The organism is Methylorubrum aminovorans (assembly GCF_022179725.1).
Classification (GTDB): Bacteria; Pseudomonadota; Alphaproteobacteria; order Rhizobiales; family Beijerinckiaceae; genus Methylobacterium; species Methylobacterium aminovorans.
Genome location: NZ_BPRC01000001.1, coordinates 369,450 through 382,488, shown reverse-complemented (window position 1 = coordinate 382,488; position 13,039 = coordinate 369,450). Strand labels below are relative to the sequence as shown.

Below are 13,039 nucleotides of genomic sequence, written 5' to 3'. Positions count from 1 at the left end.
CTCAATCGATGGCGAGGCGGTAGCCGACGCCGCGAACGGTGTGCAGGAAGCTCGGATTGGCCGGATCCGGCTCGATCTTACGACGCAGGCGGTTGATCTGCACGTCGATGGTGCGCTCGGCTGCCAGGCCACCGTTGCCCGCGAGTGTTTCGCGCTCGACATTGCCGCCGCGCGCCTGGGACAGCATGGTCAGGATCTCGCGCTCGCGCTCGGTGATCTTCACAGGTTCGTTCTCGCGGCGCAACTCGCCGCGGTCGGTGCGGAAGCTGAAGGGACCGAAGCTGACCGACGCATCGCCGGAGGCCCGCGCCTCCGGGGCGGCGTGGCGGCGGATGATGTTATTGAGCCGCAGGATCAACTCACGCGGCTCGAAGGGCTTGGGCAGGTAATCGTCGGCGCCGATCTCCAGGCCTGTCACCCGGTCGTTCGGGTTGGAGCGGGCGGTCAGCATCAGGATCGGCACCCGCGAGGTCTCGCGCACGGAGCGGGCATAGTCGAAGCCGCTCTCACCGGGCATCATCACGTCGAGCACGAGGGCGTCGAACACGAAGCACTGGCCGCGTGAGCGGGCCTCGGCCGCATTCGCGGCGGCCGTGACGCGGAACCCCTGCTCGGAGAGGAAGCGGGACAGGAGTTCGCGCACTCGCCGGTCGTCGTCGACGAGCAGGATGTGGGGTGCGTGGTCCGGAAGCTCGGGGCGCGCCTTCACGGCGGTCTCGACCGACATCAGGCGCGCCCCGTCGCGCGGCGTGCCATCAGCCGTCGAATCGCGGCGCGCTCCGCCGGTTCGATCATCGCCAGCAGGAAATCATGGGCGGAGGCGGCACGGGTTCCGCGCCCGCCATCGTCCTCCTCGGCCGGTGCATCGAGCGCACGCACGATCCGGCGCACCTGGACCTGGGTCAGGTCGGCCGTCAGCGCGCGGCCGGACGGGGTGCAGAACAGGAGCCGCTGACGCCGGTCGCTCGTGCCGGTCTGCTGCTCGACATAGCCTTGATCGATCAAGTCTTTCAGCACCCGGTTGAGGCTCTGCTTGGTGATCCGCAGGATATCGAGGAGTTCGGCGATGGTGAGGCCGGGATAGCGATCGACGAAGTGCAGCACCCGGTGATGGGCGCGGCCGAAACCGTACTGCGCCAGGATCCGGTCGGGGTCGCCGACGAAATCGCGATAGGCGAAGAACAGAAGCTCGATCAGATCGTCACTGTCGCCGCCCGTCGCATGGCAAGCCGGGCGAGGCGTCTCACAGGGAGCCTGCACCGCTGTGTCGGCATCTGGCGTCATCGCACGGCTCACGTCGTGAAAACCTCGTCGGGCGTCGGTCGATCGCAGGGCTTCGCGAGGGCTCGGAAGCCTCGAGAAGATAAGTCAGTGTTGTTGACATATCTCAGCCCCGTTGCTACCCGTCAACCCTGCCGGTAGAGCGGCCCGCGGCCTTGTTCTGCGTCCCCGCTCCGGCTCCTGCCCCACCCTGCGACCCCGTGCTTCGCCGAGGCCGCGCAGAGGAACTTCGAGAAATGTCCGTGATTCCCTTCGATGAGCGCGAAGGTACGATCTGGTACGACGGCGCCATGGTGCCGTGGCGCGAGGCGAAGATCCACGTGCTCAGCCACGGTCTCCACTACGGATCGTCGGTGTTCGAGGGCGAGCGGGCCTATGGCGGCCGCATCTTCAAGAGCCGCGAGCATTCCGAGCGCCTGCGCCGGTCGGCTCAGCTCCTCGATTTCGAAATCCCGTACACCGTCGATCAGATCGAGGCGGCCAAGGCCCAGGTTCTGGCGACCAGCGGTCTTCAGGACGCCTACCTGCGCCCCGTGGCGTGGCGCGGCTCGGAGATGATGGGCGTCGCGGCGCAGAAGAACACCATCCATCTCGCCATCGCCGCCTGGGAATGGCCGAGCTACTTCGATCCGGCGACCAAGATGAAGGGCATCCGCCTCGACATCGCCGATTACCGCCGGCCCGACCCGCGCACGGCGCCCTCCACCTCGAAGGCGGCGGGCCTCTACATGATCTGCACGATCTCGAAGCATCGGGCCGAGAACAAGGGCTATGCCGACGCGCTGATGCTCGATTGGGAAGACAACGTCGCCGAATGCACGGGTGCCAACGTCTTCTTCATCGTCGACGGCGTGATCCACACGCCCCTGGCCGACCGCTTCCTCAACGGCATCACTCGCCAGACCGTGATCGAACTGGCCAAGCGTCGCGGGATCGAAGTCGTCGAGCGGCGGATCCGCCCCGAGGAGATGACGGGCTTCTCCGAGTGTTTCATCACCGGCTCCGCCGCCGAGGTGACGCCGGTCTCCGAGATCGGCCCCTACCGCTTCACGCCGGGTGCACTCACCAAGGCACTGATGGACGATTATCTGGACGAGGTGCAGCCGCGGGCGGTTGCCGCCTGAGGGTCTTGCCGCGAGGTTCACAGCCCGCCGCGAAGCACGGAACTTCGCGGCGGGCCCTGCGTTCATGAGAACAATTCATGAACGCGGAGAATGCGCCGATGACGGGCAAGACGACCAAGGACCAAGCTGCGGCCGAGAACCCGAAATCCGACCCGACCGACGAGTCGAACCGGATCAAGGATCCGGACGAGTGGACCACCGGCTCCGAGCCGATGACGGGCGCGCAGGCCTCCTATCTCAAGACCCTGTCCGAGCAGGCCAAGGCGCCGGACGCCTTCGAGGCCGATCTCGACAAGGCGGAGGCCTCCAAGCGCATCGATGCCTTGCGTAAGGAAACCGGCAAGGATTGATTGATCGCGAGGTCTCGAAGAGCCCGATCCCTACACCGGCCGGCGAGGACGTGATCCTGGTCGGCCGCGCTGCTTGTAGCCCCCTCGGTGAGGCTCGGATCGCATCCCGACTAACAACTTGCACATTGTCTCAAATGTCTTGTCCTGGCCGGCAGAACGTCCCGGCGATGCGAGCGCGACCGGCCGGATATCAGATCCAGGGCGATGCTCTAGATTTCTGTTTTGTATCGTCTTTTTCCGAATATCGGAGCCCGACCTTCGGGAAGCTGCGCGACTCCAACCATCAGGCCAAGCGGCTTTAGGGCAGATTTTCTGAGATCGCTTTAAGCCCGCTGCAAGTTTCAAGCGGTAGTTTGCCGGAGGATCCCTTATCTCGGAACGATCTGCCGTGTCTCAGTTTTCGTCAGTCCGGCATATCTTGGGCTCTGCCGCTCAGCCGTTCGCCCTCTTTCGGCGCTTCTCACAGGATGAGCGCGGCGCGACGGCGATCGAATATGGTATGATCTGCGTCTTCCTCGGTCTTGCGATCGTTGCAGGAATGCAGACGTTCGGGAGCGTGCTCATGGAAGCGCTTCCCAAGACGGTCCAGTTTCCTAAGTGGGAATAAGGGTCTCTCACAAAACTTCCGCTGCGCTGTCCTCGCCAGAGCGAGGGCCGTCGGTAAGCGGGCGTTGTGTGAGGCACTCCAAAACTGTCCCTCCCGTTCCTCGGATACGATTTCCGGCTGATTGTGTAGGGTTTTGCCTCGCTCCATCATCGTGAGCCGGAGCCGAAGCGATCCGCCCTCGGACCTCTTCGAGCAGCTTGCCCGATCAGGCCAAGCCGCTCACCGTCGTCGACCGTCAGCCTCGACCCCACCTGCCATGGTCCCACTCGCTGTGTCGTCTGCGAGGCCGCCGACGGATACGAGCGAGAACGGCTCGGAGCACTGATCGCGCCCGGCTGCCCAGCGCGCCGGGCCGGCGCCATCCCAAAGTCTCCGCCCCATGAAAAAAGCCCCACCTTGCGGCGGGGCTTTCCTTTGACGACTGCAAGGCCGGAATAAATCAGGCCAGAATGTCGCGATCCTTGGTCTCGGGGATGAAGATCAGGCCGATCACGAAGGTGAAGAGCGCGATCACGATCGGGTACCAGAGGCCGAAATAGATGTCGCCGGTCTGGGCCACCATGGCGAAGGCGGTGGCGGGCAGAAGGCCGCCGAACCAGCCGTTACCGATGTGGTAGGGCAGCGACATCGAGGTGTAGCGGATCCGGGTCGGGAACAGCTCCACCAGCGCGGCGGCAATCGGGCCGTAGACCATCGTCACGTAGAGCACGAGGATCGTCAGGATACCGACGACGGCGAGCTTCTGGCCCGTGAAGATGTCGATCGGGTTCGAGGCCTTGATCACCGTTGGATTGGACGCCGCGGACGGGTAGCCGGCCTCCGTCAGCGCCGCCGGCACCGCCTTGGCGAAGTTCGGATCGGCGACGGGGAAGTCCTTGCCGTTGATGCTGACCACGGTCGGCGTACCGGCCGGCTGGTTCTCGGTGGTGTAATTCACGGCGGAGCGGGCGAGCAGCGCCTTGGCGACGTCGCACTCCTTGGTGAACTTGGCAGTGCCGACCGGATTGAACTGGAACGAGCAGTCGTCCTTGTTCGTCTTCACCACCACCGGCACGTTCGCCTGGGCTGCGTGCAGGGCCGGATTGGCCTGGGCGGTCAGCATGTTGAACAGCGGGAAGTAGGTGAGCGCCGCGATGAGGCAGCCGCCGAGGATGATCGGCTTGCGGCCGATCCGGTCCGAGAGGCCGCCGAAGAACAGGAAGCCGCCAGTGGCCAGGATCAGCGACCACGCGATCATGATGTTGGCCGTGAACTGATCGACCTTCAGAATGCTCTGCAGGAAGAACAGCGCGTAGAACTGGCCGGTGTACCAGACCACGGCCTGACCGGCGGTGAGGCCGAGCAGCGCCAGCAGGGCCCACTTCGCGTTCTTCCATTGGCCGAAGGCTTCCGACAGCGGCGCCTTGGAGTGGGTGCCCTCCTCCTTCATCTTCTTGAAGGCCGGGCTCTCCTGCATCTGCAGGCGGATCCAGACCGAGATGCCGAGCAGCACGACCGAGACGAGGAACGGAATGCGCCAGCCCCAGACCTGGAAGGCGGTGAGCGTGGTCGTGGTGCCGTCCGCGTTGGTTACGGTGGTGGCCGGATAGGCGCTGTTCACGTAACCCTGTGTCGACAGGATGATAATCAGCGAGAGCAGCAGGCCGAGTGTCGCCGTCGTCTGGATGAAGGCGGTGTAGAATCCGCGCCGTCCCATCGGAGCGTGCTCGGCCACGTAGACGGCGGCGCCGCCGTACTCGCCACCGAGGGCGAGGCCCTGGAGCATGCGCAGCGCCAGCAGCGTCACCGGCGCGATCCAGCCGACATTGTAGGCCGCGAGCGTCGAGTAGGAGGGCAGCAGGCCGACCGCGAAGGTCGAGATGCCCATGATCAGGATCGTGACGAGGAAGGTGTACTTGCGGCCGACCATGTCACCCAGGCGGCCGAACACCAGGGCGCCGAAGGGGCGCACGAGGAAGCCCGCGGCGAAGGCCAGCAACGCGAAGATGTTGCGGGTCGCCTCCGGATAAGCGGAGAAGAACTGCGCGCCGATGATCGCGGCGAGCGAGCCGTAGAGATAGAAATCGTACCACTCGAAAACGGTCCCGAGCGAGGAGGCCATGATGACCTTCTTCTCGCCGGCAGTCATCGGCCTGACTGCATCCGCGGACCGCGCTACTGCGGTTGCCCCAGCCATCTTTGTCGTTCCTCCAGATCACACGTGTGCGGGCGTCCGGTTCTCCGGCTTCGACCCGCCTCATGCGCTCGGCGCATGCACGCGCCTGTGTTACCGCATGCCTTGAAGTTGCCCAATAGGTAAATCGACGCGAAAGATGCGTAGTTGACAGAATTCGCGTTGTTGTAACGGATGACAACGTGATGCGCGCAAAAAGGGCGCAGCCTCGCCGGCCGCGTCCTTCAGGGTTCGCGTGTGTCAGATGCTCAGTGCGCGTGGGCGCCCGAGGCTCCGATGCCGGTTTCCGAGCGGACGAACTGGGCATCGAAGGCAGCGCGCTCGCGATCGCCCCGGCGGGTCCGGTCGATCTTCGAGACACCCCAGATCGTCAGGAACGCCAGCGGCATCGAGAACAGGGCCGGGTTCGCGTACGGGAACAGCGCCGCGGGATGCCCGAAGGTCTTCACCCAGACCGCGTCGGACAGCACCACCATCGCGACGGCCGCCACGAGGCCGACGAGGCCGCCGGCCAGCGCTCCCCAGGTCGTGGTGCCGCGCCAGAGGATCGACATAGTCAGGACCGGGAAGTTGCAGCTCGCCGCCACCGAGAAGGCGAGCCCGACCATGAAGGCGACGTTCTGGTTCTCGAAGACATAGCCGAGATAGATTGCCACGATACCGATACCGACGGCGGAGAGCTTGGAGAGGTTCACCTCCGCCTTCTCGGTGGTGCGGCCGCGGGCGAAGACCTGCGCGTAGAGATCGTGGCTGATCGCCGAGGCGCCGGCGAGCGTCAGGCCCGCCACCACCGCGAGGATGGTCGCGAAGGCCACCGCCGAGATGAAGCCGAGGAAGTAGGGCCCGCCAACGGCGTTGGCCAGGTTCACGGCCACCATGTTGGTGCCGCCGACCATGTCCTTGAGTTTGTCGTAGGTGGTGCCGTCCGCGCCGAGCTTGAAGTAGCTCGGATCGGACATCAGCAGAGCGATGCCGCCGAAGCCGATGATGAAGGTGAGGATGTAGAAGTAGCCGATCAGGCCGGTGGCGTAGAACACCGACTTGCGGGCGGCCTGGGCGTCCGACACCGTGAAGAAGCGCATCAGGATGTGGGGCAGGCCCGCGGTGCCGAACATCAGCCCGACGCCGAGCGAGATCGAGTCGACCGGGTTCGAGACGAGGCCGCCGGGCGCCATGATCGCGTCACCCTTCGGATGCGTCTGCACCGCGGTCGCGAACAGTTTCTCGGGGCTGAAATCGTAGAGGTAGAGGACGGCGCCGGCCATGAAGGTCGCGCCGCCGAGCAGTAGACAGGCCTTGATGACCTGTACCCAGGTCGTCGCCTTCATGCCGCCGAAGGCGACGTAAATGATCATCAGCGCGCCGACGATCACCACGGCGTAAAGGTAGTCGAGGCCGAACAGGAGCTGGATCAGCTTCCCCGCGCCGACCATCTGCGCGATCAGGTAGAAGGCCACCACGACGAGGGTGCCGGTCGCGGAGATGATGCGGATCGAGGTCTGATCGAGGCGGAAGCTCGCGACGTCGGCGAAGGTGAACTTGCCGAGATTACGCAGCCGCTCGGCGATCAGGAACAGCACGATCGGCCAGCCGACGAGGAAGCCCGTCGAATAGATCAGGCCGTCGAAGCCCGAGGAATAGACGAGCCCCGAGATGCCGAGAAAGGAGGCCGCCGACATGTAGTCGCCGGCAATCGCCAGGGAGTTCGTGCGCGCCGAGATGCCGCCGCCGGCCGCGTAGAAGTCGGAGGCCGACTTCGAGCCCTTCGCCGCCCGGTAGGTGATGCCGAGGGTGAACAGCACGAAGAAGAGGAACATGAAGATGGCGGGCCAGTTCGTGGCCTGCTTCTGCACGGCACCCATATCGGGTCCGGCAGCGAGCGCCGAAACCGTGCCGAGCGCGAGGCTCGCACCGAGAAGGACGAGGCGGATCACACGACGGCTCACTTGGCGAGGCTCCGGATGAGGTCGGCCGAGAGCCGGTCGTAGCGGGTGTTGGCGCGGGCGACGTAGATGCCGGTCAGCACGAAGGCGAAGACGATGACGAACATGCCCATGTAGAAGCCGAGCGAGGCCGTTCCGCCGACCTTGGTGGCGAGCAACGCCTTGTCGAAGGCGATGAGGCCGATGAAACCGAAATAGACCACGAGCATCAGGCCGGTCAGAATCCAGCCGAAGCGCGTGCGCTCGTGAACCAATGTCTTGAAGATCGGATGTTCGGCGATGCGGTCGAGCCGGTGATCGGGCTCGGGCATGTGGGGGGGTGCGGCCCCGTGAAGCGCGCGAGCGTCCGACGTTGCGGACGTCCCCGCGGTCTTGATGGTGCTCATGAATCTCCTTCCGCACGATCCTGATCCGGCGCCGCGGCGGGCCGTGGATCGGCTGCTTATTCTGCAATCATGACAACGAGAGCGCCGGCATTCGCCCCATTGCAAGCCGGGACCGGAACGTCCGATGGGTACGTCCGGCTCGGCGCATCCGGGCCTATCGGTTCCGATTGCGAGTCATGCCCGGAACGGCTCCGGCCGCACGCCGCGGCCGGAACGGTCGTCCTCCGCTCAGGCCGAGCGGTTCTGCCGGTTCTCGATCAGATCCTCCACGACCGCCGGCTCGGCCAGCGTCGAGGTGTCGCCGAGCGAGCCGAAATCGTCCTCGGCGATCTTGCGCAGGATGCGGCGCATGATCTTGCCTGAGCGGGTCTTGGGCAGGCCCGGCGCGAACTGGATCAAGTCGGGCGAAGCGATCGGGCCGATATCCTTGCGGACCCAGGTGACGAGCTCCTTGCGCAACTCGTCCGTGCCCTCCTCGCCCTCGTTGAGGGTGACGTAGGCGTAGATGCCCTGGCCCTTCACGTTGTGCGGGTAGCCGACGACCGCGGCCTCCGAAACCTTCGGATGCGCGACGAGCGAGGATTCGACCTCGGCCGTGCCCATACGGTGACCGGAGACGTTGATGACGTCGTCCACTCGCCCGGTGATCCAGTAATAACCGTCCGCGTCGCGGCGGGCGCCGTCGCCCGTGAAGTAGAGGTTCTTGTAGGTCGAGAAGTAGGTCTGCTCGAAGCGCTCGTGATCGCCGTAGACGGTGCGCATCTGGCCCGGCCAACTATCCTTGATGCAGAGGTTGCCCTCGCAAGGACCGTCGAGTTCCTTGCCCTCGGCATCGACCATCACCGGCTGCACGCCGAAGAAAGGACGGGTCGCCGAGCCGGGCTTGAGCTTGGTGGCACCGGGCAGCGGGGTGATGAGGATGCCGCCGGTCTCGGTCTGCCACCAGGTATCGACGATGGAGCAGCGGGAATCGCCGACGACGCGGTAGTACCAGTCCCAGGCCTCCGGGTTGATCGGCTCGCCGACCGAGCCCAGCACCCGCAGCGACGCGCGCGAGGTCTTTTTCACCGGCCCCTCGCCGCCGCCCATGAGCGAGCGGATCGCGGTCGGCGCGGTGTAGAAGATGTTGACCTTGTGCTTGTCGATGACCTCCCAGAAGCGAGAGTTCGACGGATAGGTCGGGATGCCCTCGAACATCAGCGTGGTCGCGCCGTTCGCGAGCGGGCCGTAGACGATGTAGCTGTGGCCGGTGACCCAGCCCACGTCAGCGGTGCACCAGTAGATGTCGCCGTCGTGGTAGTCGAAGACGTACTGGTGGGTCATCGCGGCGTAGATGAGGTAGCCGCCGGTGGTGTGCACCACGCCCTTCGGCTGGCCGGTCGAGCCCGAGGTATAGAGGATGAAGAGCGGGTGCTCGGCCTCCACGGCCTCGGCCGGGCACTCGTCGGTCACCTGCGCGGCGGCCTCGTGGTAGTAGACGTCGCGGCCGGGTTCCATCGCCACGTTGCCGCCGGTGCGCTTCACCACGATGACGTGGTCCACGAGATCCTGATCAAGGCGCTTGATCGCCTCGTCGACATTGGCCTTGAGCGGCACCTTGCGACCGCCGCGCAGGCCCTCGTCGGCGGTGATAACGAGCTTCGAGCCGCAGCCCTTGATTCGGCTCGCGAGCGAGTCCGGCGAGAAGCCGCCGAAGACGATAGCATGAATGGCGCCCAACCGTGCGCAGGCCAGCATCGCGTAGGCGGCCTCGGGGATCATCGGCAGGTAGAGCGTGACGCGGTCACCCTTGCCGACGCCGCGATTGCGCAGAACGTTCGCCATCCGGCACACTTCCGCGTGCAACTGACGGTAGGTGATGTGCTGCGACTCGTTGGGGTCGTCACCCTCCCAGATGATCGCGGTCTGGTCACCGCGGGTCCCCAGGTGACGGTCGATGCAATTGAGCGCGACGTTGGTCTTTCCGTCCTCGAACCACTTGATCGAAACGTTGTCCGGCGCAAAGCTCGTGTTCTTGACCTTGCTGAACGGCGTCGACCAATCGATCCGCTTGCCATGTTCGGCCCAGAACGACTCAGGATCTGAGACGGATGCCGCGTACATTTCTTTGTACTTGGCGTCGTCGATCAGAGCCCGCTCCCGCCAGGCATCCTGAACGTCGATGACCTTCTCGCTCATTTTAATTTCTTCCCTGCCGGTCCCCGATCGTATCGCGAAGGTCCGCGCAGCCGGGGCTTCCTCAAAACTCTTAAGCGCAGTTGAATACACCCGGCAAGCACCAAAAAGTCGAGCCCTGCAATTTTGCGCAATCTAGTTGCGCGATAATTGATTGCGGATGGTGCAGAGGCAGCCCGGCTACCCCGGCAAGACCGGGAAAGGCTTGTTGTTCAACAAGAATTCGTTCTTTCAAGCCGACCGGGCTCGAGCCAATCAACCGCGCGCTTGACCGTTAGGCAGCGGGAAACAGCATCTCGACGAGGGTACCCTCGTCCTTGCGGCTGGTGATGCGGAAGCGACCGCGATTGGCCTCGACGAGCGCCTTGGTCAGCGTCAACCCGAAACCCTTCTCCTCACCTTCGCCATCGGGACCGACATCGGCCCGGAACGGTTCGAGGGCATTCGTCAGCTCTTCCTCGGTCATGCCTGTGCCGGTGTCGCGCACACGCAAGGCGATCTCTCCCCGCTCAGCGAGCGTGGTCGAGACGATCACCTGGCCGCCGGCCTCGGACACGCGGATGGCGTTCTCGAGCACGTTCAGCGCCGCTTGCCGGATCGAGCGCTCGTCCGCCCTCATGACCGGCAGATCGGGAGCGAGACTGGTTCGCAGGACGATACGGTCCCGTGCCGCCCTCGCCTGCTGCGCGGCAATGCAGGAAGAGACGAGATCGTTGAGGGCGAGATCGGTGAAGGTGAGCTTGCCACGGCCGGCCTGGATTTCGGCGAGATCGCGCAGATCGTCGATCAGGCCGGCGATCCGTCCGCCGGAGAGACGCACCTCGCGCAGGTAGGCCTCCAGCCGCTCGGCATCCGCCCGATCGAAGCGATCGGAGAGCATCATGTCGGTGAGGCTGAGGATCGCGTTGAGCGAGGGGCGGATCTCGCGGCTGACCCGTGCGAGTGCATTGGCCTTCCAGGCCGCTTCCATCTCCGGTCCGCCCCGGTGGACAGGCTCGGTCGCGACCGCTGGCGGAGGCGTCGGCTCCTCGTCTCGAATCTCGCGCAGGCTGGCGCAGTAGCCCGGCGCGTCCTCGCCCAGTAACCGGGCGATGCGCAGCCGCAGAGCCGCCGCTCCCGTCCGCGGCGTGACCCCGTAGATCTCGCTCGCGCCCGCGCGGCGGGACACGGTGACCGCCGTCTCGAGGGCCGGCAGGCTCTCGGGCGCGAACAGGTCGGCGAACCGCCCACCCACGACCTCTTTCGGATGGGCGTGGACGAGTTCGGCCGCACTCGGGTTCAGGCCGACGACCCGGCCCTCGGCATCGAGCGTGACGACGCCCTCCTCGAGGCTGTCCAACACCTTCTCCGCGCGCAACCGGGCGGCGTTGGGCGGAACGGCGGGCGACGGGGCCGCAAACGCGTCCGGCACCCCACGGACGAGGCAGATCTCGGCCGGCGCGCCCTCCCAGACGAGGCTGGCCCGATCGATGAGGAGCGCGACCGTCCCGCCCTCGGGCCGGGCGAAGGGCACCGGTCCGACGATCGCGCGCTCTCTTGGCGGCAGGCCGCGGAAAAGGTGCGCCAGTCCGACCTGACGCAGGGCCGGCAAGTCCGGATAGCCGGTGAGATCGAGAAACGCGCGGCTGGCAAACAGCATTTCGCTGCCGCGATAAATCAAAACTCCCAAGGGTAGGCTTTCGAGCAATTCCGCGAGTGCCGCGCGGGCCCGGACCTCGTTCTCCGCGAGCCGGGCCGGCGGCTTCGGGAACGGCATCACCGAGCTTCCCGCCGCGGCCTCCGCGCGTCCGAGTGACGGCGCCTCATCCGAAACCACCTCGTCGGGGGCGAACCGCAGACCCAGGATGCGCGCAACTTCACGGAAGGCAGCATGCTCGTTGACTGAAAGGCTGGCATCCGCCTCCGGCTCGCGAACGACGTCCGGCTCCTGGTGATCGTCGAGCAGCGGCTCCCCACCCGCGACCTCCCCACCCTCGACCGGGCGCGGACGCCGCTCGCCGGGAATCGCGAAGCCGGAAAAACCGGAGAAATCGCCCGTCGCTCGACCTGCGGGCGCGCCCGAGATCTCCAAGACATGCTCGAAGGCGCGCCCACGCAGGACGAGCGGTAGGGCGCGGAACGTCCGGCGTGTCGAGAGAGCCTCGATCAGTGCCGCGCCGTCGCGTTCGCCGGCGATCACGCCCTCGGCGGCGAGTGTCGTCCAGGATCGGCCGACCAGGACTTCGGACAAGTCGGGATGGGCGCGCGAGACATGGTTCAAAACGCCCTCGGCATCGCTGCGCCAGACGAGTCGGGCCGGACGATCCGCCGCCTCGGCCACTGGCGCAATCGGCTCTGCCCCCGGCTCGAGGATCGGGACTTCGAGCGACGCCGCGGAAGCACTCGGGATCTGGGGCTGCGGATCGACCTTCGCCGGCGCAGCCTCGAACGGCCGCAGCGTCGGAAGGGCCCCGATCGGAGCCAGGAGCAGAACCGAATGTCCCGGCTCGATCTCGGCCCTTGCGGCGAGAACGACGACGGGCGCCGCAACGCCCCGCGGATCGAACCGCAGGCGGACCATCCGGGGCCGTGTATCGAGGGTGCCGGCGCGGTCGACCTGCGCGGCCAAGCGCAGAGCAGGAAGGATGGTCCCGCTCGCATCGGCGATGGCGGCCCGCAGTGGGAGCGCCGCACCGTCGGCGTGGAGGATCCGCTCCGCCGCCCCATCGAGAAGCAGCAGCGGCCCACCCTCACGGACAAGATGCGCCATCGACGCGTCGCCGCGCCAGCGCGCCAGAGCGGCGCGCACACCCGAATCGCCCTCGGGAGACAGATCCTGCGCCGCGTGGTCCGACATCCGAACCCTGGTCATAAGCCCCTTCACAGCCCTTCCGACGGTCGATCGGGGCATGAACACACAACTCCCGTGTAACTTAACTGCCGCCGGACGTGGACACTGAAACCTGCCGACACACGTTTATCAACTGGTAACCTTAATCGCCCCCATGGGGGTGGAAAAAG

The 13,039-nt window shown here is 65.8% G+C and carries 10 protein-coding genes; 3 read left to right on the top strand and 7 right to left on the bottom strand.

Annotated features, from left to right (window positions below; genetic code table 11):
• Position 1 precedes the first annotated feature (1 nt).
• Complete coding sequence (locus tag MFF24_RS01570) at positions 2-727, bottom strand: response regulator (protein ID WP_108940477.1); 726 nt, start codon at positions 725-727, stop codon at positions 2-4.
• Positions 727-1,284, bottom strand: coding sequence for a MarR family winged helix-turn-helix transcriptional regulator (locus MFF24_RS01565; protein WP_238221857.1), 558 nt, complete (start codon positions 1,282-1,284; stop codon positions 727-729). The genes MFF24_RS01570 and MFF24_RS01565 overlap by 1 nt, the downstream gene beginning before the upstream one ends.
• 233 nt (positions 1,285-1,517) lie before the next feature.
• Here MFF24_RS01565 and MFF24_RS01560 point away from each other — a divergent pair, with 233 nt between their 5' ends.
• The 3 genes from MFF24_RS01560 (at position 1,518) to MFF24_RS29015 (ending at position 3,362) form a co-directional block, all read left to right on the top strand.
• Positions 1,518-2,405 (top strand): branched-chain amino acid aminotransferase, encoded by an 888-nt coding sequence (locus tag MFF24_RS01560; RefSeq protein ID WP_238221849.1) that lies wholly within the window; start codon positions 1,518-1,520, stop codon positions 2,403-2,405.
• A gap of 77 nt (positions 2,406-2,482) precedes the next feature.
• Complete coding sequence (locus MFF24_RS01555) at positions 2,483-2,755, top strand: DUF3072 domain-containing protein (protein WP_373322639.1); 273 nt, start codon at positions 2,483-2,485, stop codon at positions 2,753-2,755.
• Positions 2,756-3,143: 388 nt separating this feature from the next.
• Positions 3,144-3,362, top strand: coding sequence for a Flp family type IVb pilin (locus MFF24_RS29015; protein ID WP_373322638.1), 219 nt, complete (start codon positions 3,144-3,146; stop codon positions 3,360-3,362).
• 439 nt (positions 3,363-3,801) lie between these two features.
• Here MFF24_RS29015 and MFF24_RS01545 read toward each other — a convergent pair whose 3' ends face one another.
• The 5 genes from MFF24_RS01545 to MFF24_RS01525 all read right to left on the bottom strand — a co-directional run bounded on the left by MFF24_RS01545 (position 3,802) and on the right by MFF24_RS01525 (position 12,875).
• Positions 3,802-5,538, bottom strand: coding sequence for an MFS transporter (locus tag MFF24_RS01545; protein WP_108940474.1), 1,737 nt, complete (start codon positions 5,536-5,538; stop codon positions 3,802-3,804).
• 245 nt (positions 5,539-5,783) lie between these two features.
• Entirely contained in the window at positions 5,784-7,469 is a 1,686-nt protein-coding gene (locus tag MFF24_RS01540) for a cation acetate symporter (RefSeq protein ID WP_238222871.1), read from the bottom strand.
• An 8-nt stretch (positions 7,470-7,477) separates the two neighbouring features.
• Complete coding sequence (locus MFF24_RS01535; protein ID WP_108940472.1) at positions 7,478-7,864, bottom strand: DUF485 domain-containing protein; 387 nt, start codon at positions 7,862-7,864, stop codon at positions 7,478-7,480.
• 228 nt (positions 7,865-8,092) lie between these two features.
• Positions 8,093-10,042 carry an acetate--CoA ligase gene (gene acs, locus MFF24_RS01530; protein WP_238221848.1) on the bottom strand — a complete coding sequence of 650 codons (1,950 nt, stop codon included), beginning with the start codon at positions 10,040-10,042 and terminating at the stop codon, positions 8,093-8,095.
• Between the two features lie 271 nt (positions 10,043-10,313).
• Complete coding sequence (locus MFF24_RS01525; RefSeq protein WP_238221847.1) at positions 10,314-12,875, bottom strand: PAS domain-containing sensor histidine kinase; 2,562 nt, start codon at positions 12,873-12,875, stop codon at positions 10,314-10,316.
• Between the last annotated feature and the right edge of the window lie 164 nt (positions 12,876-13,039).

Bases quoted from the DNA above. Each gene is read 5' to 3' on its own strand.
- MFF24_RS01570 (WP_108940477.1), bottom strand. From the start codon at position 727: ATGTCGGTCGAGACCGCCGTGAAGGCGCGCCCCGAGCTTCCGGACCAC.
- MFF24_RS01565 (WP_238221857.1), bottom strand. From the start codon at position 1,284: ATGACGCCAGATGCCGACACAGCGGTGCAGGCTCCCTGTGAGACGCCT.
- MFF24_RS01560 (WP_238221849.1), top strand. From the start codon at position 1,518: ATGTCCGTGATTCCCTTCGATGAGCGCGAAGGTACGATCTGGTACGAC.
- MFF24_RS01555 (WP_373322639.1), top strand. From the start codon at position 2,483: ATGAACGCGGAGAATGCGCCGATGACGGGCAAGACGACCAAGGACCAA.
- MFF24_RS01545 (WP_108940474.1), bottom strand. From the start codon at position 5,538: ATGGCTGGGGCAACCGCAGTAGCGCGGTCCGCGGATGCAGTCAGGCCG.
- MFF24_RS01535 (WP_108940472.1), bottom strand. From the start codon at position 7,864: ATGAGCACCATCAAGACCGCGGGGACGTCCGCAACGTCGGACGCTCGC.
- acs (WP_238221848.1), bottom strand. From the start codon at position 10,042: ATGAGCGAGAAGGTCATCGACGTTCAGGATGCCTGGCGGGAGCGGGCT.
- MFF24_RS01525 (WP_238221847.1), bottom strand. From the start codon at position 12,875: ATGTCGGACCACGCGGCGCAGGATCTGTCTCCCGAGGGCGATTCGGGT.